The 18,118-nt window shown below is 69.7% G+C and carries 18 protein-coding genes; 13 read left to right on the plus strand and 5 right to left on the minus strand.

Annotation, left to right across the window (positions count from 1 at the left end; genetic code table 11):
* Positions 1-32: 32 nt before the first annotated feature.
* From AC6LJ9_RS19565 to AC6LJ9_RS19595, 7 genes are all read left to right on the plus strand, one after another.
* Positions 33-227 (plus strand): hypothetical protein, encoded by a 195-nt coding sequence (locus AC6LJ9_RS19565; RefSeq protein ID WP_498148868.1) that lies wholly within the window; start codon positions 33-35, stop codon positions 225-227.
* A 141-nt stretch (positions 228-368) separates the two neighbouring features.
* Positions 369-2,369: a ribonucleoside triphosphate reductase gene (locus AC6LJ9_RS19570; protein WP_498148869.1), complete on the plus strand. Its 2,001-nt coding sequence runs from the start codon at positions 369-371 to the stop codon at positions 2,367-2,369.
* A 60-nt stretch (positions 2,370-2,429) separates the two neighbouring features.
* Positions 2,430-2,618, plus strand: a complete 189-nt coding sequence (gene nrdD, locus AC6LJ9_RS19575; RefSeq protein WP_498148870.1) for an anaerobic ribonucleoside-triphosphate reductase — start codon at positions 2,430-2,432, stop codon at positions 2,616-2,618.
* The gene (locus AC6LJ9_RS19580; protein WP_498148871.1) at positions 2,584-3,372 is read left to right on the plus strand and encodes an anaerobic ribonucleoside-triphosphate reductase activating protein; all 789 of its coding nucleotides are present in this window, start codon (positions 2,584-2,586) and stop codon (positions 3,370-3,372) included. The genes nrdD and AC6LJ9_RS19580 overlap by 35 nt, the downstream gene beginning before the upstream one ends.
* Before the next feature lie 273 nt (positions 3,373-3,645).
* Positions 3,646-4,806: an NAD(P)H-dependent flavin oxidoreductase gene (locus tag AC6LJ9_RS19585; protein ID WP_498148872.1), complete on the plus strand. Its 1,161-nt coding sequence runs from the start codon at positions 3,646-3,648 to the stop codon at positions 4,804-4,806.
* 100 nt (positions 4,807-4,906) lie between these two features.
* Positions 4,907-5,533: a TetR/AcrR family transcriptional regulator gene (locus AC6LJ9_RS19590; RefSeq protein ID WP_498148873.1), complete on the plus strand. Its 627-nt coding sequence runs from the start codon at positions 4,907-4,909 to the stop codon at positions 5,531-5,533.
* Positions 5,530-8,112: a PEP/pyruvate-binding domain-containing protein gene (locus tag AC6LJ9_RS19595; protein WP_498148874.1), complete on the plus strand. Its 2,583-nt coding sequence runs from the start codon at positions 5,530-5,532 to the stop codon at positions 8,110-8,112. The genes AC6LJ9_RS19590 and AC6LJ9_RS19595 overlap by 4 nt, the downstream gene beginning before the upstream one ends.
* 41 nt (positions 8,113-8,153) lie before the next feature.
* Here AC6LJ9_RS19595 and AC6LJ9_RS19600 read toward each other — a convergent pair whose 3' ends face one another.
* The 3 genes from AC6LJ9_RS19600 to AC6LJ9_RS19610 all read right to left on the minus strand — a co-directional run bounded on the left by AC6LJ9_RS19600 (position 8,154) and on the right by AC6LJ9_RS19610 (position 10,729).
* A complete protein-coding gene (locus AC6LJ9_RS19600; RefSeq protein WP_498148875.1) occupies positions 8,154-8,393 on the minus strand; it encodes a hypothetical protein in 240 nt (79 codons plus the stop codon).
* Between the two features lie 96 nt (positions 8,394-8,489).
* The gene (locus tag AC6LJ9_RS19605) at positions 8,490-10,004 is read right to left on the minus strand and encodes a sensor histidine kinase (protein ID WP_498148876.1); all 1,515 of its coding nucleotides are present in this window, start codon (positions 10,002-10,004) and stop codon (positions 8,490-8,492) included.
* Positions 10,001-10,729 carry a response regulator transcription factor gene (locus AC6LJ9_RS19610; protein WP_498148877.1) on the minus strand — a complete coding sequence of 243 codons (729 nt, stop codon included), beginning with the start codon at positions 10,727-10,729 and terminating at the stop codon, positions 10,001-10,003. Before AC6LJ9_RS19610 ends, AC6LJ9_RS19605 begins: the two co-directional genes overlap by 4 nt.
* A 144-nt stretch (positions 10,730-10,873) precedes the next feature.
* On the opposite strand from AC6LJ9_RS19610, the gene AC6LJ9_RS19615 reads away from it, so the two are divergent.
* The 5 genes from AC6LJ9_RS19615 (at position 10,874) to msrA (ending at position 14,031) form a co-directional block, all read left to right on the plus strand.
* Positions 10,874-11,500: a cytochrome b/b6 domain-containing protein gene (locus tag AC6LJ9_RS19615; RefSeq protein ID WP_498148878.1), complete on the plus strand. Its 627-nt coding sequence runs from the start codon at positions 10,874-10,876 to the stop codon at positions 11,498-11,500.
* A gap of 10 nt (positions 11,501-11,510) precedes the next feature.
* Positions 11,511-12,302: a molybdopterin-dependent oxidoreductase gene (locus AC6LJ9_RS19620; protein WP_498148879.1), complete on the plus strand. Its 792-nt coding sequence runs from the start codon at positions 11,511-11,513 to the stop codon at positions 12,300-12,302.
* Between the two features lie 51 nt (positions 12,303-12,353).
* A complete protein-coding gene (locus tag AC6LJ9_RS19625) occupies positions 12,354-12,680 on the plus strand; it encodes a pentapeptide MXKDX repeat protein (protein ID WP_498148880.1) in 327 nt (108 codons plus the stop codon).
* Positions 12,681-12,788: 108 nt separating this feature from the next.
* Positions 12,789-13,286 carry a peptide-methionine (R)-S-oxide reductase MsrB gene (gene msrB, locus AC6LJ9_RS19630; RefSeq protein WP_498148881.1) on the plus strand — a complete coding sequence of 166 codons (498 nt, stop codon included), beginning with the start codon at positions 12,789-12,791 and terminating at the stop codon, positions 13,284-13,286.
* A 43-nt stretch (positions 13,287-13,329) separates the two neighbouring features.
* The gene (gene msrA, locus AC6LJ9_RS19635) at positions 13,330-14,031 is read left to right on the plus strand and encodes a peptide-methionine (S)-S-oxide reductase MsrA (RefSeq protein ID WP_498148882.1); all 702 of its coding nucleotides are present in this window, start codon (positions 13,330-13,332) and stop codon (positions 14,029-14,031) included.
* A gap of 78 nt (positions 14,032-14,109) precedes the next feature.
* Here the strand turns inward: msrA and AC6LJ9_RS19640 are convergent, their stop codons facing one another.
* A complete protein-coding gene (locus AC6LJ9_RS19640; RefSeq protein ID WP_498148883.1) occupies positions 14,110-15,144 on the minus strand; it encodes a helix-turn-helix transcriptional regulator in 1,035 nt (344 codons plus the stop codon).
* Between the two features lie 141 nt (positions 15,145-15,285).
* Between AC6LJ9_RS19640 and AC6LJ9_RS19645 the strand changes: the two genes are divergently transcribed.
* Positions 15,286-17,502, plus strand: a complete 2,217-nt coding sequence (locus AC6LJ9_RS19645) for a FepA family TonB-dependent siderophore receptor (protein WP_212321811.1) — start codon at positions 15,286-15,288, stop codon at positions 17,500-17,502.
* 24 nt (positions 17,503-17,526) lie between these two features.
* On the opposite strand, the gene AC6LJ9_RS19650 is transcribed toward AC6LJ9_RS19645, so the two are convergent.
* Positions 17,527-18,078: a Dps family protein gene (locus AC6LJ9_RS19650; RefSeq protein WP_498148884.1), complete on the minus strand. Its 552-nt coding sequence runs from the start codon at positions 18,076-18,078 to the stop codon at positions 17,527-17,529.
* Positions 18,079-18,118 lie beyond the last annotated feature (40 nt).

The following is an 18,118-nucleotide window of genomic DNA, read 5'->3' on the forward strand; positions in this document are numbered from 1 at the left end:
GGATGGCAGTGTATCTCCGAGCATGCTGCTCCATGAATCACGACACATCCACACCGCACTCCCACGCCGCCACCGCCCACCCCGCCATCGAACCGCCGTCGGACGCAACCCGGCCGCGCCCCGCCATGCCCTGGCTCCACCGCCTGGGCGCGGCCTTGATGCGCCGGCTGCGACGCGCTGAAAAACGCATCACCGACAACTTCAGGGTGCCGCCGAACGGCGCTTGAGGGGACGCATTGCGTCTTTTCCCGCCCGGCCGGTGGGGTTTGCGCGCGATCAAGCGCCGGCCAAATCCGGCGCGGCTGCGCCGCGATCAACACCATATGTGGTGATAGAGTTTCCGCACTCCACTACATATGGTGCCACCCATGCAGATTGAACACATCCTCAAGCGTGACGGCCGCGTCGTCGGATTCGACGCCGGCAAGATCGCCCAGGCCATCGCGGCGGCGGGCCGGAGCACCGGAGAGCTGGATCCGCAAGCCGCCCAGGCGCTGGCCGCCACGGTGGCCGGGGCCCTGACGCGCGACGGCAATGTCTGCCCCGGCGTGGAGACCATCCAGAACCATGTCGAGGAAGCGCTGGTGCGCGCCGGCCACTGGCGCACGGCGCGCGCCTACATCGTGCACCGCGAGCAGCACGCGCGGCTGCGCTCGCTGCGCCACACGCTGGTGGACGTGGAAAGCGCGATGGAGGAATACCTGGAGCAGCGCGACTGGCGCGTCAACGCCAACGCCAACCAGGGCTACAGCCTGGGCGGCCTGATCCTGAACGTGGCCGGCAAGGTCACGGCCAACTACTGGCTGTCCAACGTCTTCACCCCCGAGGCGGGCCAGGCCCACCGCGACGGCGACATCCACATCCACGACCTGGACATGCTCAGCGGCTATTGCGCCGGCTGGTCGCTGCGCCAGCTGCTGACCGAAGGCTTCAACGGCATCCCCGGCAAGGTCGAGGCCACGCCGCCGCGCCACATGTCGGCCGCCATCGGCCAGATCGTCAACTTCCTTGGCACGCTGCAGAACGAATGGGCTGGCGCGCAGGCCTTCAGCTCCTTCGACACCTACATGGCGCCCTTCATCCGCCGCGACGCGATGACCTACGCCGACGTCAAGCAATCGATGCAGGAGCTGATCTACAACCTGAACGTGCCCAGCCGCTGGGGCACGCAGACGCCCTTCACCAACCTGACCTTCGACTGGACCTGCCCTGCCGACCTGCGCGAGCAGATCCCCTACATCGGCGGCGAGGAAATGCCCTTCGCCTATGGCGACCTGCAGGCCGAGATGGACATGATCAACCGCGCCTACATCGAGGTGATGATGGCCGGCGACGCCAAGGGACGCGCCTTCACCTTCCCCATCCCGACCTACAACATCACGCCCGACTTCGACTGGGACCATCCCAACACCACGCGCCTGTTCGAGATGACGGCGCGCTACGGCCTGCCCTATTTCCAGAATTTCCTGAATTCGGACCTGGAGCCGCACATGGTGCGCTCCATGTGCTGCCGCCTGCAGCTGGACCTGCGCGAGCTGCTCAAGCGCGGCAACGGCCTGTTCGGCTCGGCCGAGCAGACCGGCTCGGTCGGCGTCGTGACGGTGAACTGCGCGCGCCTGGGCCACCTGCACCGGGGCGACGAGGCCGGCCTGATGGCGCGGCTGGACCGCCTGCTGGAACTGGGCCGCGACGTGCTGGAGACCAAGCGCAAGGTGGTGCAGCGCTACATCGACCAGGGCCTGTATCCGTATACCCGGCGCTACCTGGGCACGCTGCGCAACCACTTCAGCACGCTGGGCGTGAACGGCATCAACGAGATGGTCCGCAACTTCAGCGGCGACGCCGACGACCTGACCACGCCCGCCGGCCACGCGCTGGCGCTGCGCCTGCTGGACCGGGTGCGCGCGCGCATGACCGAGTTCCAGGAGCAGACCGGCCACCTCTACAACCTGGAGGCCACGCCGGCCGAGGGCACCACCTACCGCTTCGCCCGCGAGGACCGCAAGCGCTATCCCGATATCTTGCAGGCCGGCACCGAGGCCCAGCCCTACTACACCAACTCCAGCCAGCTGCCGGTGGGCTACACCGACGATCCGTTCCAGGCGCTGGCGCAGCAGGAGGCGCTGCAGGGCAAGTACACCGGCGGCACCGTGCTGCACCTGTACATGAACGAGGCCGTGTCCTCGGCCGACGCCTGCAAGGCGCTGGTGCGGCGCGCGCTGGCGAATTTCCGGCTGCCCTACATTACGGTCACGCCGACCTTCTCGATCTGCCCCACGCACGGCTACCTGGCCGGGCACCACGAGTTCTGCCCCAAGTGCGACGCCGAACTGCTGGCCAGGCAATCGGCCTGCCACGCCCCGGCCTAGCGTGCCATCCCCCCGCGCCGGACAGACCGCCCGGCGCCGTACCCAGAAGGAAGCCCCACCATGCAAACCCTGATGACCGCGCCATCCTCGCCCCAGGCCGCCGCCGCGCCGGTCCTGGACGACAGCCAGCGCGTGCGCTGCGAAGTCTGGACCCGCGTCATGGGCTATCACCGGCCCGTCTCTTCGTTCAACACCGGCAAGCAAGGCGAGTTCAATGAGCGCCGCTTCTTCGTCGAACCCCGCGCCTGAGGCGGCGGCCGGCCCCCGGGCCGGTTCGCGCCTGCACACCGCCCGCGCCCACGCCACGCCGCCGCTGCCCGCCGCGCAGCCGCTGCCGCGCCATTCGCCCGCCGTCGGCGGGCTGACCCCTTTCTCCACCGTGGACTGGCCCGGCACGCTGGCCGCCGTGGTCTTCATCGCCGGCTGCCCCTGGCGCTGCCACTACTGCCACAACCCGGAACTGCAGACCCGCGCCGCGCGCTACGACTGGCGCGAGGTGCGCGCCTTCCTGGCCACCCGCCAGGGCCTCCTGGACGCGGTGGTGTTCTCCGGCGGCGAACCGCTGAGCGAGCCCCGCCTGCCGGCCATGATCCGCGATGCGCGGCGCATGGGCTACCGCATCGGCCTGCACACGGCGGGCATCTATCCGCTGCGGCTGGCCGATGCGCTGCGCCACCTGGACTGGGTCGGCCTGGACATCAAGGCCGACGCCCAGGGCTATGACGACATCACCGGCCGGCGCGAATCGCAACGGCCGGCGCAGGCCTGCCTGACGCTGCTGCTGGCGTCCAGCGTGGAATTCGAATGCCGCATCACCTGGCATCCCGACTGGCTGGACGAGGCCCGGTTGCTGGCGCTGGCGCGCGAACTGGCGCGGCGCGGCGTGCGGCGCTTCGCGGTGCAGAACGCGCGCAGCAGCCCGACGTCGGCGGCGGCCTCGCGCCTGAGCCCAGGCGCGCAGGAAACGCTGCGCGGCTGGTTTGACGAGTTCGCGTGCCGTTAATGTGCTGTCCCGCAGATACGCCCGCACGAAATCCACCCCTAGCCGCCATGGCGTCGTTGCAAATCCTCGTGATACCTACGGGTATCACTGCGGTTTGCGCCTAGCCCTGACGCCTATGGATGAATTTCGTCATGCGGACGTACCTACGGGACAGCACACTAGCGGCGCTTAACGCCTGAAGCGGCTTCATGCGCGGATTTGATTTCGCGCAACACGCCCGCGATCGCGATCGCCTAGCCTCCAAACACTGTTCCAATGAAAGGCTCTCTCAACATGACGTGGTTCAAATCCCTCTCCCTAGCCGGCCGCGAGCTGCTGCCCATCGTCCAGGGAGGCATGGGCGTCGGCGTGTCCGCGCACCGGCTCGCCGGCGCGGTCGCCAGCCAGAACGCGGTGGGCACCATCGCCAGCGTCGATTTGCGCCACCACCATCCCGACCTGGTCGAGAAGACCGAGCATTGCCGCGACCGCGAGCTGATCACCCAGGCCAACCTGGAGGCGCTGGACCGCGAAGTGCGCGCCGCGCTGGACCTGTCGCAGGGCCGCGGCCTGGTCGCGGTCAACGTGATGAAGGCCGTGCGCGACCATCCCGCGCTGGTGCGCCAGGCCTGCGAAAGCGGCGCGCACGCCATCGTCATGGGCGCCGGCCTGCCGATGGACCTGCCCGAGATGACGGCGGACCACCCCAAGGTCTCGCTCATCCCCATCCTGTCCGAGGCGCGCGGCGTGGCCGTGGTGCTGAAGAAATGGCTGAAGAAAGGCCGCATGGCCGACGCCGTGGTGATCGAGCATCCCGGCCATGCCGGCGGCCACCTGGGCGCGGCCAAGCTGGAGGACGTTCACGACGAGCGCTTCGACTTCAAGCGCGTGCTGGCCGAATGCCACAAGCTGTTCCAGGAGTTGCAACTGGGCCGCGACGCGCCACGCCTGATCGTGGCCGGCGGCGTGGGCAGCCATGAGCAGGTACGCCACTGGCTCAACAACGGCGCCGACGCGGTGCAGGTCGGCACCGCCTTCGCCGTCACGCAGGAAGGCGACGCGCACGAGAACTTCAAGCGCGTGCTGATCGGGGCCGACCCGGACAAGCTGGCCGAGTTCACCAGCGTGGCCGGCCTGCCGGCGCGCGCCGTCGCCACGCCCTGGCTGACGCGCTACCTGAAGCAGGAAAAGACGCTGCAGGCCAACGCCCGCTGCGACGAGCGGCGCTGCAGCCAGCGCATGGACTGCCTGACCCAGTGCGGCATGCGCGACGGCATCTCGCGCTTCGGCCAGTTCTGCATCGACCTGAAGCTGGCGGCGGCCATGCGCGGCGAAGTCGGCCGAGGCCTGTTCTTCCGTGGCGCGTCCAAGCTGCCCTTCGGCAACGCCATGCGCTCCGTGCGCGAACTGATGGACTATCTGCTGCACGGGAACATGCCGACCACGGCGGCCTGATCCTTCGTCCGCCGGGAATGCATTCCGGCGGTTCCCGGGCTTTCCAAAATTATTGAACGACGTACAATATTATTCGTCGTTCAATAATTCATGGATCGCCATGTCCTCTTCCGAACCGGATGCCGCGCCCGGCCTGCGCGAGCGCAAGCGCCTGCAGACCCTGGACCTGCTGACCCGCAGCGCCTACACGCTGTTCGAGACCCACGGCTATGACGGCGTCACGATGGAGCAGATCGCGGCGCAGGCCGGCGTCTCCAAGGGCACGCTGTACAATCACTTCCCCGTGAAGGAAGCGTTGCTGGCGCATTACTTCCACCAGCAGCTGGCCGACTCGGCGCGCGACCTGCTGCCCCGGCTGATGAAGCTGCCCGGCTTCGTCCAGCGCCTGACCAAGACGCTGCACGCCTCCGCCCACTGGTCCGAGGCGCACCGCGCCTACATGGCGCCCTATCTGCACTATCGGCTGGCGGCCGCGCAACCCGCTGGCCAGGACGATGCCCGCCATCCGCGCAGCGGCATGCACACGCTGTTCGCCGCGCTGATCGAATCCGGCCAGGCCGCCGGCGAACTGCGCACCGACCTGCCCGCCGCGCAGCTCGCCCATCACCTGCAATTGCTGCACCTGGGCGCGTTGACCCGCTGGCTGGCCGATCCCCGCGCCAGCCTGAAGCGCGAGTTCGACGCCGTCGTCAGCCTGTTCACGCAAGGCGCCGGGAGCCCCGCATGAGCGCGCTGACGCTGGACTGGACCGCTGCCGCCGAGGCCGGCCCGGCACTGGCCGGCGGCAAGGGCTGGCAGCTGGCGATGATGGCGCGCATGGGCGTGCCGGTGCCCGATGGCTTCGTGCTGTCGGCCCAGGCCAGCCGCGAGCGCGCCGTCGACGGCGGCCTGTCGCCGTCGGCGCGACAGGCCTTGCGCCAGGCCCTGGAGGCGCGCGGCTGGCTCGACCTGCCGCTGGCGCTGCGCTCGTCCGCGCCGCAGGAAGATTCGGCGGGCGCGTCGTTTGCCGGCATCCATCTGTCCTGCCTGAACGTGCGCGGCGCCGATGCGGCGTTCGAGGCCGCGCGCCGCATCTGGGAATCGGCCGCAACGCCGCAGGCGCGGGCCTATCGCGAACGGCTGGGATTGGCCGGCGACGGCGCCATGGCCGTGGTGGTCATGCCGCTGATCGAGGCGCGCGTCTCGGGCATCGCCTTCACCCGCGATCCGGTCGGCGGCCGCCATGACGAGATGCTGATCCACGCCAGCTGGGGCCTGGGCGAGGCGCTGGTCAGCGGCCAGGCCGAGGGTGACGAGTACCGGCTGCGGGAGGACGCGAAGACGCTGTCGTGGCGCTTGATCGCCAGCAGCATCGGCGCCAAGCGCCAGGCCAGCCGGCCGCTGGCCGATGGCCAGGGCACCGGACTGCGGCCCACCCAGGACGATGAGGCGCGCGCCGCCACGCTGACGCCGGCCCAGGCCGAAGCGCTGGGCGCGATTGCCCGGGACGCGGCCCGCGCGCTGGACTACTCGGCGCAGGGCCACGACCTGGAATGGGCCTGGGACGGCCAGCGTTTCTGGATCCTGCAGGCGCGCCCCATCACCGCCGCGGCGCGCCATGCCTATGACGGGCTGCGCGGCCAGCCCTCGTACTGGTCGCGCGGCAACACGCGCGAGGTGCTGCCCTATGCGGTGTCGGCGCTGGAATGGGAGGCGCTGCGCGTCATGTGCCTGCGCGTGCTGAATCGCGGCTTCGAGCTGGCCGGCTACCGCCCCCGGCCCGGCGTGGCGCTGGCCCGGCTGTTCCACGGCCGGGTCTACCTGGACGCGTCCACGATCCAGTGGCTGGCCTACGACGCGCTCGGCGTCGCGCCCCCGCTCACCAACAGCATGCTGGGCGGACCGCAGCCGGCCATCGCCGCGCCGGCCATCGTCCGCGCGCGCAAGTGGCTGCACGGCTGGCGCATCCTGACCTACAGCCGCCGCGCCATTCCCATTCGGCTGGCCGCCAATACCGGGCTGCCGCGACAGGCCGCGCGCGCCCGCGCCTGGGCCGGGGAAGCCCTGCCCGAGGACACCGCGGCGCTGGGCCGACGGCTGCGCGAGCAATTCACCGCGCTGCTGTCCGCCGACGACCTGTTCTTCCTGCAAGGCTCGGCCGGCGGCACCCTGTCGAAACTGTTGGAACTGGTCGAGGCGGCCTGCCCTGGCCAGAGCCACGCGCTCACCGCCGCGCTCATGGCTGGCGGCGCGCCCAGCGTGACGGCCGCCCAGAGCTACGCGCTGATGGATCTGGCCGCGCTGGCGCGCGACGATGCGGCGGCGCTGGCCTGGCTGCGCGCACCCGACCGGCGCGGCTCGGACTGGCGCGACGCGCTGCCGCCAGACAGCCCGTTTCGCCGCGCCTTCGCGGACTTCCTGGAGCGCTACGGCCATCGCGCCGTCTACGAAACCTATCTGCGTCATCCGCGCTGGCGCGAAGCGCCGGATTATCTGCTGGACAGCGTGCTGAACCTGATCGGCGCCGACCCGGCCGCGCTGCGTGCGCGCCAGGAGGCCGCCGCGCTTGCGGCCTGGCGGACGCTGAACGCGGCGCTGCCGCGCTGGAAGCGGCCGCTGGCGCGGCTGCTGATCGCCGGCGCGCGGTTGGACTGCCGCCAGCGCGAGGCCGCGCGCAGCGTGCTGGTCGGCTACGTCGCCGCCGCCAGGCGCTGCGCGCTGGCGCTGGGCGAACGCTGCGCCGGCCCCGGCGGCCTGGCCGCGCCCGACGATGTGTTCCACCTGAGCGTCGAGGAATTGCTGGCCCTGGCCGACGGCGCGCTGCCGGCGGACGCGGCGGCCCGGCGCGCCGCGTGGCGCAGGACACAGCTGCAACAATGGGCGGGCGCGGAAGACCCCGACGTGGTGGAGGAAAGCGACGGCGGCGCGCTGGCCGGCCCGTCCACGCAACGCAGCGCCGAGGCCGAAATCGATCCCGGCGCCGACAGCTGGCGCGGCACGCCGGTGGCGGCAGGCCATGCGCGCGGCCCCGCCTTCGTGGCCCGCGATCCGGCCGCCGGACTGGCCATGCCGGCGGGCGGCGTGCTGGTGGCGCCGTCCACCGATCCGGCCTGGACGCCATTGTTCCTGCGCGCCAGCGCGCTGGTCATGCAGGCCGGCGGCTATCTGTCCCATGGCGCCATCGTGGCGCGCGAGTTCGGCATACCGGCGCTGGCCAGCGTGCCCGGCATCCTCGATGCCGTGGCCGATGGCGATCTGCTGGACGTGGATGCCGGCGCGGGCCGGGTCAGCCGGGTGGAGGCGACCGCGAAGCGCGACCTGGCCTAGCGCGGCCCGGCCTAGCGCGGCCCCGCCTAGCGCGGCCCGGCCTAACGCGGCCCGGCCTGGTTGCCGCGCTGCGCTTCGGGCCGCGCGGCTTGCGCCTTCGCGGCTGCTTCCTCGGCCTCGCGCACCGCCTTGTTGACTTCCTCAGGCGAGCGGGTGGACGCGCCGTCATAGCCGCCCGTCGCGCGCTCGCCGATGGCGATGTGCAGATTGGACAGCTGGAACCACAGGTAGGCGCCGCCGGCCAGGGCGCACAGCAACAGGACGGATTTCAGCTTGGACATGGATTCTTTCCGGAGGCCCGCGCGCCAGGCGGCAGGCAGGCTTGAACGAACCAGTGTATTCGCCCTGGCGCGTTCCCGCCCGCGCCACGGCGCCCGCTAGCGCGCGGCCGGCAGGTCGAACTGGAACAAGGCGCCCGGCGCCTCGCGGTCCACCAGCCGGATCTCGCTCTGGTGCAGTTGCAGGATGCGCTGCACGATCACCAGTCCCAACCCGCCGCCGTCGCGCGCGCCATGACTCAGCGCCGAGGCGCGCGTGAAGAGGCCCGCGCGCAGCGAGGCGGGAATGCCTTCGCCGGTGTCGGCGACCTGCACCCGCAGCCCTTGCGGCAGCCGCGCCAGCCGCAGCGCGATGTCGCCGCCCGGCGGCGTGTGGCGGATGGCGTTATCCAGCAGATTGGTCAGCACCCGCTCGATCAGGCCCAGGTCGGCCCGCACCGCCGGCAGGTCCGGCGGGATTTCCATATGCAGCCGCTGCCGCCGCGCCTCGGCGGCCAGCTCGAACTTCTGCGCCACGTCGTGCATCAGCTCGGGCAGCGAGAACACTTCCGGCTCCAGCCGCACCAGCCCGGACTCCAGCCTTGCCAGCTCGAACAGCTCCTGCGCCAGCCGGCCCACCTTGCGGCTCTGCGCCAGCGCGATATCCAGGTAGCGGCGGCGTTCGTCGGCTTCGAGCGTGGCGTCCTTCAACCGCAGCGTTTCCAGATAACCGTGCAGCGAGGTCAGCGGCGTGCGCAGGTCGTGCGAGATGTTGGCGACCATGTCGCGGCGCTGCTGGTCCTGGCGCGTCAGCTCGCGCCATTGCTCCGAGATGCGGCGGCCCATCTGCGCGAAGCTGCGCCGCAGCGCGACGATCTCGTCGCCGCCCCGGGCGGCGTCCGGGGCGCCATCCTTGCCACAGTCCCTGTCGCTGTCCCTGCCGCCGCCATCCTCCAGCGCCGCCAGCGCGCCGCTGTCGCCGCCGTCGAAGGCCCGCACCGCGCGCGTCAATCCGCGCAGCGGCCGCGTGATCAGGGCGAAGGCGGCCAGGCCGGCCACCAGGCCCAGCAGCGCCACCAGCGCGATCGACCACAGCGTGGTGCGCAGCACGGTGCTGCGCGACACGGCCATGGCCAGCTCATCGTGGGCCTGGCCCTGCAGCACCACGTAGACGTAGCCGATGTCCTTGCCGCCGGCTCGCGCCGGCGCCACGCTGAAGACCTTGCGCGCGCCGGCGTTGCGCGGATCGTCGCCCATGATGGGCAGCATGCCGCCGGCCAGCGCGCGCCGCAGCGGCGCCAGGTCGACGCGGTCCAGCTTGAGCTGTCCCGGCGGCGCGGCGTCGCCGACGACGCGGCCATCCAGGTCCAGCAGGTAGACCTCGACCGCCGGATTCACGGCCATCAGCTTGTCGAACAGCGCGCGCACCGCCTCGGGCTTCCAGCCCTGGGCATCCATCAGTTCGTTGGCGCCGGCGATATGCCCGGCCAGCCCGCCCGACAGGCGCTGCACCACTTCCTGCTCGTAACGGGTATTGGCCGCCATCTGCAGCCAGGCCGACGCGCCGCAGCAGGCCAGCAACAACAGCGCGAAGACGGCGGACAGGCGCTGGGTCAGGCTCAGGCGCTTGATCATGCCGCGTCTCCTTGCGCGCCGGGCGCGGCGGCGAACTTGTAGCCGCGCCCCCAGACGGTGAGGATGCGGCGCGGCTCGGACGGGTCGTCCTCGATCTTGGTGCGCAGCCGGTTGATGTGCGTGTTGACGGTGTGCTCGTAACCCTCGTGCTGGTAGCCCCAGACCTGGTTCAGCAGGTCCAGCCGCGAATAGACCTTGTCGGGATGGCGGGCGAAGAAATGCAGCAGGTCGAACTCGCGCGGCGTCAGGTCCAGCGCGCGTCCGTCCAGCAGCACGGTGCGCGCCACCGGATCAATGGACAGGCCGTGCAACTCCAGCGAGCCCGCGTCCATGCGGGCGTTGCGCGCCAGCGCGTCGCTGCGGCGCAGCAGCGCCCGCACCCGCGCCACCAGCTCCAGCATCGAGAAGGGCTTGGCCAGGTAGTCGTCGGCGCCCAGCTCCAGGCCCAGGATCCGGTGCACCTCGCTGGAACGGGCGCTGGTGATGATGATGGGCGTGTAGCGCGCCATGCCGCGCGCACGCTTGCAGATCTCCAGGCCGTCCACGCCCGGCAGCATCAGGTCCAGCACCAGCGCATCCCAGCCACCCTCTTCCAGCCGGCGCATGCCTTCATGGCCGTCGGCGGCATGCTCGACCGCGTAGCCTTCGTCGCGCAGGTGCATGCGCAGCAATTCGGCGATATGGGCGTCGTCCTCGACGATCAGCACGCGGCGGGAGGGTTCCATGGGGGGCTCGGGCGATGGGATAGCGCTATTGTCGCCAATCGGCGCGGCCGAGTTATCACATTTTTTTGAAGTTTGCGTGAGGACTTGGATACGGCCCCGGGGAAAGAATGGCGTCAATCGAAGCCAGCCGCCCAGGAAACCGCCATGACCGCCACGACCGTCCCCCCGAATCCCGCCGCCCCGCCGACGCCCGCCATCCACCCCGGCTGGCTGCGCCTGACGCACTGGTTGAACGCGCTGGCGGTGCTGGTGATGATCGCCAGCGGCTGGCGCATCTACAACGCCTCGCCGCTCTACGACTTCAGCTTCCCGCGCGACTACACGCTGGGCGGCTGGCTGGGCGGCGCCCTGCAATGGCATTTCGCCGGCATGTGGCTGCTGGGCCTGAACGGTCTTTTGTACCTGGCGCTGAACCTGGCCAGCGGCCGGCTGCGCCGCAAGTTTTTCCCCCTGAGCCCGCGCGGCGTGCTCGCCGACCTGGACTCGGCCCTGCGCGGCCGTCTCTCGCACGCCGATCCGCGCCGCTACAACCAGGTGCAGCGGCTGGCCTATCTGTTCGTGATGCTGGATATCACGGTGCTGGTGCTGTCCGGGCTGGTGCTGTGGAAGTCGGTGCAGTTCAGCGTGCTGCGCGAACTGCTGGGCGGCTACGAGATGGCGCGCCATATCCATTTCTATGCGATGGCGCTGCTGGTCGCCTTCGTCGTCGTCCACCTGGCGATGGTGGCGCTGGTGCCGCGCAGCCTGCTCGCCATGATCCGCGGAAAGTAAGGAGTCCCACGTGAAGCCCCGCAAACCCCTGTCCCTGCCCGGCATCGACGGCCCGGCCGTGTTGCGCGAAGCCTCGCGCCTGGTGGAGCGTCGCCTGGACGCGCCCGCCCGCCGCGCCTTCCTGAGTCGTGGACTGACCCTGGGCGGCCTGGCCATGCTGTCCGGCTGCTCGCTGTCGGACAACGAAAGCGCGGAAAAGGCGCTGGGCGTCGTCTCGCGCTGGAACGACCGCGTGCAGGCCTGGCTGTTCGACCCCAACAAGCTCGCGCCCACCTATCCGGAATCGATGATCACGCGGCCGTTTCCGTTCAATGCCTATTACGGCATCGACGAGGTCCGGCACGTGGACGAGGAATCGTTCCGCCTGGAAGTCAGCGGCCTGGTCGCGGACAAGCGCCAGTGGCGGCTGGATGAGCTGCGGCAGATGGCGCAGATCGACCAGGTGACGCGCCACATCTGCGTCGAAGGCTGGAGCGCCATCGGCAAATGGGGCGGCGTGCCGTTCTCGGCCTTTCTCAAGCGCGTCGGCGCCGACCTGAGCGCGCGCTACGTGGGCTTCAAGTGCGCCGACGACTACTACACCAGCATCGACATGCCCACCGCTTTGCATGCGCAGACCATTCTGGCGCTGACCTACGACGGCAAGACCCTGCCGCCGGAATACGGCTTCCCGATGAAGCTGCGCATGCCCACCAAGCTTGGATACAAGAACCCCAAGCATATCCAGGCGATCTTCGTCACCAACACCTACCCGGGCGGCTACTGGGAGGACCAGGGCTACAACTGGTTCGGCGGCAGCTAGGTGGATCTCGCTCTTTTTCTCCCGCACTTATCACCATTGAAGGAAATCATCATGAAGACTCTCACCACCGCCGCGTTTTCCCTGTGCCTGGCCTTCGGCGCGGTCGCCGCGCACGCCGCCGATGACATGGGCAAGGACGGCATGCAGAAAAGCGGCATGTCCAAGGACGCCATGGGCAAGGATGGCATGAAGAAGGACGGCATGGCCAAGGATGCGATGTCCAAGGACGGCATGAGCAAGGACGGCATGTCGAAGGATGGCATGTCCAAGGGCGGCATGGCCAAGGACGGCATGGCCAAGGACGGAATGTCGAAGGACGGCATGTCGAAAGGCGGCATGTCCAAGGACGGCATGAGCAAGGATGGCATGTCCAAGTAAGCCAGCCGGCGCGCGCGAAGCGCGCCATCACCGACATGGAGCGGGACCGGCCCGGACGCGCCACGACCAGGCGCCGGCCGGTCCCGCGATACAAGCAAGGAGCAAGCCATGACACTGGGACGCAGACGCTTCCTGGGCACGGGCGCGGCGGCGGCGCTGGCCGCCGCGCTGGCCCCCGCATTGGGCAGCCGCGCCGCGCAGCCGGCCGCCGCCTCGTTTCCCTATGCGCTCAGCGACGCGCAATGGCGCGAACGGCTCAGCCGCGAGGAATATGAGGTGCTGCGGCGCGAGGCCACCGAACGGCCCTATTCCAGCCCGCTGAACAACGAGCACCGCAAGGGCCTGTACGCCTGCGCCGGCTGCGCCCACAAGCTGTTCTCGTCGGACCGCAAATTCGACAGCGGCACCGGCTGGCCCAGCTTCTGGCAGCCCCTGCCGGACGCCGTGGGCGTAACCGAGGACCGCACCTTCGGCATGGTCCGCACGGCGGTGTATTGCGCCAACTGCGGCGGCCACCTGGGACACGTTTTCGACGACGGCCCGCGCCCGACCGGGCTGCGCTACTGCATGAACGGCGTCGCGCTGCGCTTCACGGCGCAGGCCTGAAACACGCACGCCGCCTCGCTACCCAACCCTAGGATCCATCGCCATGCCTGCCTCATTCCTGTCGCGTAAACTTCCCGGCCTGCTGACGGCCGCCTGCGCCCTCGCCGCCACGCTGCCCGGCATTGCCGCCGCGGCCGAGGCCGCCGTCCTGATCCCGCCTCCCGCGCAAGACGCGCCCGCCGGCGCCGCGCAGGAGAAGGCCGTGCTGGCCGGCGGCTGCTTCTGGGGCGTGCAGGCCGTGTTCCAGCACGTCAAGGGCGTCAGCTCGGCCGTCTCCGGCTACGCGGGCGGACAGGCGTCCACCGCCAACTACGACACGGTGAGCGGCGGCCGCAGCGGCCACGCCGAAGCCGTGGAGATCACCTACGACCCGGCCCAGGTCAGCTACGGCCAGCTGCTGCAGATCTATTTCTCGGTGGCGCACGACCCGACCCAGCTCAACCGCCAGGGCCCCGACACCGGCACCCAGTACCGTTCCGCCGTGTTTCCCGCCGGCGACGGCCAGCGCCAGGTGGCCGAGGCCTATATCGCGCAGCTGAACCACGCGGGCGTCTACGGCAAGCCGATAGCCACCACGATCGAGCCGCTCAAGGCCTTCTATCGCGCCGAGGACTACCACCAGGACTATCTCGTGCGCCATCCGTACAGCATGTACATCATGGTCAACGACGTGCCAAAGGTGGAGAACCTGGCCAAGGTCTTCCCGGCGCGCTACCAGGACAAGCCCGCCCTGGTGTATCCGTGACGGGCGCGGCTCCGGCCGGCGCGCGCCGGATGCCGGCCCCGTGAACGGGACAGGCATCCCGGGCGGCCGCGCGCCGTCTCAGCGGCGCGACCCGCGCAACTGGCCCGGCGACACGCCGTAGCGGCGCCGGAACGCGGTGGCGAAATTGGCGGCGCTGCCGTAGCCGGCCAGCCAGGCGGCGTCGGCCACGCTGGCGCCGTCCCGTTCCAGCGCCAGCCGCGCGCGGTCCAGCCGGCCGTCGCGCTGGTACTGGGCCACGGTGGTGCCCCACATGGCGCGGAAGTGCCGTTGCAGGGTATTGACACTGACACAGGCGCGGGCCGCGATATCGCTCAGCGACCAGCCATCGGCCTGCCCGCCATCGAGCAGCGCGCGCACCTCGGCCATGCGCCGGCGGTCGCGCTGGCTGAGCGCCACGGCATCGCTCCCCTGGCCGCCTTCGACCTGGCCCAGCGCCTCCACCACGATGTCCAGCGCGCGGGACGCCTGATACAGGCGCCATAGCGCCGGCGACATGGGCGGCGGGCGCAGCATCTCGGCGGCCAGCGCCAGCGCCCGGGCCGACGCCTGCCAAGTGTGCAGCGCCAGGTGGCGCCGGATGAACCCGCCCACCCCCGGACCATCGCCGACGCGCAGATGCCGTTCCAGCCATGGCGGCTCCAGGTGCAGTGCGATGGTGCGCTCGGTGTCGCCACGGCTCGATTCCCGCAGCACCACGTCCGGGCTTGCCGCCGACAGCAGCAGGCCGCGCACGGCGCCCTCGCCGTCCGGCCCCAGCCGCAGCCGCTGGCCGCCGGTCTCCACGCTGACCTGCCCGCCCACCACCAGCGCCACGTGCAGCCCGGGCCGCAGCGGCATGCGCACGCTGGCCCCCTGCAGGTCGCGCGCGTCGACGCGGCGCAACCACATGCCCGGCGACAGCACCGACACCTCGCACAAGCCGTCCAGCAGCGGCGCGCTCACGGCATGGGGCGAGGCGACGCCCTGGTAGTGGCGTACGTCGTGGATGGACGCCGCCCGGCCCGCCGGGGCCGGCCGCGCCTCGGGATGGGGCGTATTGGGGATATCGCAAACGCTTGTGGTGGCGCCGCAAAGGCGGCTCGGCCCGCGCACTGACATAATCCTGGTCGCTGTTAATAACAATCGTTCTCATTAAATCATGAGTGGTAACGCTTGGGCAGGCCGCGGGCCGGTCCGTTGCGCAAACGCCACTCGCCCCAGGGCGAACCAGCCCCGCAGCAATCGGAGAAGAAAGTGTCCCTATCGAGCCCACCCCTGAACTACGCGGCGGCGGCCCTGCTCTGCGCCCTGTACGCGGGCGCCGCCGGCGCCCAGCAGGCCACGCAGGTGCAGGATCCCTCGCAGATCCAGCAGATGTCCGCCGTGCAGGTGCTCGGCACCGCCGAGGAAGAAGTCAAGGAGGCGCTGGGCGTGTCCGTCATCACGGCCGAGGAAATCGCCCGCCGCCCGCCGGTCAACGACCTGTCCGACATCATCCGCCGCGAACCCGGCGTGAACCTGACCGGCAACAGCGCCAGCGGCTCGCGCGGCAACAACCGCCAGATCGACATCCGCGGCATGGGACCGGAAAACACGCTGATCCTGATCGACGGCAAGCCGGCATCGTCGCGCAACTCTGTGCGCTATGGCTGGGACGGCGACCGCGACACGCGCGGCGACAGCAACTGGGTGCCGGCCGAGGAAGTGGAACGCATCGAAGTGCTGCGCGGCCCCGCCGCGGCGCGCTACGGCTCGGGCGCGATGGGCGGCGTGGTCAACATCATCACCAAGCGCCCTTCCGACAAGTTCAGCGGCTCGGTCACCTACTACCTGAACCAGCCCGAGAACAGCGACGAAGGCAATACCAACCGCGTCGGTCTGCGCCTGAGCGGCCCGATCAGCGACACGCTCAGCTTCCGCCTGTACGGCAACTACAACAAGACCAACGCCGACGCCCGCAACATCAACGCCGGCAATTCCGCGATGAACGCCGACGGCAAGGCCGAGTCGGCCGGCCGCGAGGGCGTGATCAACCAGGACCTGAACACGGTCTTCTCCTGGCGTCCGAACGCCAGCAACACGCTGGATTTCGAGGCGGCCTTCAGCCGCCAGGGCAATCTATACGCCGGCGACACCATGCTGAACTCCACCTCGGAATTCAGCGACACGCTGTACGGCAAGGAAACCAACGCGCTGTACCGCGAGACGCTGGGCCTGACCCATCGCGGCAAGTGGGACTGGGGCACCTCGCGCACCTCGGTGTCCTATGACTACACCCGCAACGCGCGCCAGCGCGAAGGCCTGGCCGGCGCCACCGAGGGCGGCCCGCTGGACCAGGGCTGGCAGACCTCGCGGCTGAAGAACCTGCGCGCGGCGGGCGAAGTCAACCTGCCCTTCCACCTGGGCTTCGAGCAGGTCGCCACGGTGGGCGTGGAATGGTTGCGCGAATCGCTGGAAGACCCGGGCAGCCTGCGCCAGACCTATAGCGGCGGCGTGATCAATGGCGTGGCCACCGGCAACCGCGATCCCAAGACCACGCAGAACAGCTACGCGCTGTTCGTCGAGGACAACATCGAGGCCGGCGAACGGACCACGCTGACGCCGGGCGTGCGCCTGGACCACAACAGCAAGTTCGGCAGCAACTGGAGCCCCAGCCTGAACGCGGCCTACAAGGTCACGGACGCCTTCAAGATCAAGGGCGGCATCGCCCGCGCCTACAAGGCGCCGAACCTGTACCAGTCCAACCCCAACTACCTGATGTACAGCCGCGGCTACGGCTGCCTGTCCTCGGAAGTGAACCGCAACGGCTGCTACCTGGTCGGCGACGAGAACCTGTCGCCCGAGACCAGCGTGAACAAGGAAATCGGCTTCGAGTACGACCCGGGCACCTGGCGCGTCAGCGCGGCCTACTTCCGCAACGACTACAAGAACAAGATCGTGGCCGGCACCGACTATGTCTACCGGCTGTCCAACGGCGCGCGCGTGCTGAAGTGGACCAATTCCGGCAAGGCCGTGGTCGAGGGCGTGGAAGGCAATCTGTTCATCCCGCTGGCCTCGAACCTGGACTGGAACACCAACTTCACCTACATGATCCAGAGCAAGCGCAAAGACAACGGCGAGCCGCTGTCGATCATCCCGAAGTACACGGTCAATTCGACGCTGGACTGGTTCGCCACCGAGCAGCTGTCGTTCCAGGCCAACGTGGCCTACTACGGCAAGCAGACCGCGCCGACGATGAACCTGCGTCGCGGCGAAACCGTGACGGGCCGCGGCCTGGAAAGCCGCAGCCCCTACGCGCTGGTGGGCCTGAGCGCCGGCTACGAGGTGAACAAGCACCTGCGCTTCCGCGTGGGCGTGAGCAACCTGCTGGACAAGAAGCTCTATCGCGAGGGCAACTCGGGCGAAGCGGGCGCGGCCACCTACAACGAACCGGGCCGCGCGTACTACGCCACGGTCACGGCCTCGTTCTAGGCCGCGACGGCGGCGGCCCGGCGCTCAATGCCCGGTGCCGTCGCCCCGGCGGCTGGCCTCGAACAGGAACCAGGTGCGCTTCTCGGTTTCGTCGATCCAGTTCTCGATCAGGCTGGAACTGGCGATGTCGCGGTGCTCGTCGGTGATGTTGTGCGCCTCGCGCAGCGAGGCCGCCAGCAGCTTGTTGTCCTCGCGCAGCTCGGCCAGCATGTCCAGCGGCTGCACGTAGTCGGCATCGTTGTCCTGGATGCGCTGGGTACGGCCGATGTGGCCGATGGAGCGCAGCGTGGTGCCGCCGATCTTGCGGATGCGCTCGGCCAGCGGGTCCGTCATGGCGAACAGCTCGTCGCCCTGCTCGTCCAGCAGCAGGTGATAGTCGCGAAAGTGCGGACCGCTGACGTGCCAGTGGAAATTCTTGGTCTTCAGGTATAGCGCGAACACGTCGGCGAGGATCTGGTTCAGCGCGGCGGAGATGTCGCGCGTGGCGGCGGACGACAGATCGGTGGGCGTGGCCAGCGGACGCTTGCGGCGTTCCTTGGCGGCCTTGGCGGTCTTCTCATTCAGTTGCTTGGCCATGGGTTTCTGCTCCTTCGAATGATTAGAGAAAAATGCCCGC

Source organism: Achromobacter sp. 1011811831, from assembly GCF_059760905.1.

Coding starts and splice junctions, on each gene's coding strand:
- AC6LJ9_RS19565 (WP_498148868.1), top strand. CDS start 33: ATGAATCACGACACATCCACACCGCACTCCCACGCCGCCACCGCCCAC.
- AC6LJ9_RS19570 (WP_498148869.1), top strand. CDS start 369: ATGCAGATTGAACACATCCTCAAGCGTGACGGCCGCGTCGTCGGATTC.
- nrdD (WP_498148870.1), top strand. CDS start 2,430: ATGCAAACCCTGATGACCGCGCCATCCTCGCCCCAGGCCGCCGCCGCG.
- AC6LJ9_RS19580 (WP_498148871.1), top strand. CDS start 2,584: ATGAGCGCCGCTTCTTCGTCGAACCCCGCGCCTGAGGCGGCGGCCGGC.
- AC6LJ9_RS19585 (WP_498148872.1), top strand. CDS start 3,646: ATGACGTGGTTCAAATCCCTCTCCCTAGCCGGCCGCGAGCTGCTGCCC.
- AC6LJ9_RS19590 (WP_498148873.1), top strand. CDS start 4,907: ATGTCCTCTTCCGAACCGGATGCCGCGCCCGGCCTGCGCGAGCGCAAG.
- AC6LJ9_RS19595 (WP_498148874.1), top strand. CDS start 5,530: ATGAGCGCGCTGACGCTGGACTGGACCGCTGCCGCCGAGGCCGGCCCG.
- AC6LJ9_RS19600 (WP_498148875.1), bottom strand. CDS start 8,393: ATGTCCAAGCTGAAATCCGTCCTGTTGCTGTGCGCCCTGGCCGGCGGC.
- AC6LJ9_RS19605 (WP_498148876.1), bottom strand. CDS start 10,004: ATGATCAAGCGCCTGAGCCTGACCCAGCGCCTGTCCGCCGTCTTCGCG.
- AC6LJ9_RS19610 (WP_498148877.1), bottom strand. CDS start 10,729: ATGGAACCCTCCCGCCGCGTGCTGATCGTCGAGGACGACGCCCATATC.
- AC6LJ9_RS19615 (WP_498148878.1), top strand. CDS start 10,874: ATGACCGCCACGACCGTCCCCCCGAATCCCGCCGCCCCGCCGACGCCC.
- AC6LJ9_RS19625 (WP_498148880.1), top strand. CDS start 12,354: ATGAAGACTCTCACCACCGCCGCGTTTTCCCTGTGCCTGGCCTTCGGC.
- msrB (WP_498148881.1), top strand. CDS start 12,789: ATGACACTGGGACGCAGACGCTTCCTGGGCACGGGCGCGGCGGCGGCG.
- msrA (WP_498148882.1), top strand. CDS start 13,330: ATGCCTGCCTCATTCCTGTCGCGTAAACTTCCCGGCCTGCTGACGGCC.
- AC6LJ9_RS19650 (WP_498148884.1), bottom strand. CDS start 18,078: ATGGCCAAGCAACTGAATGAGAAGACCGCCAAGGCCGCCAAGGAACGC.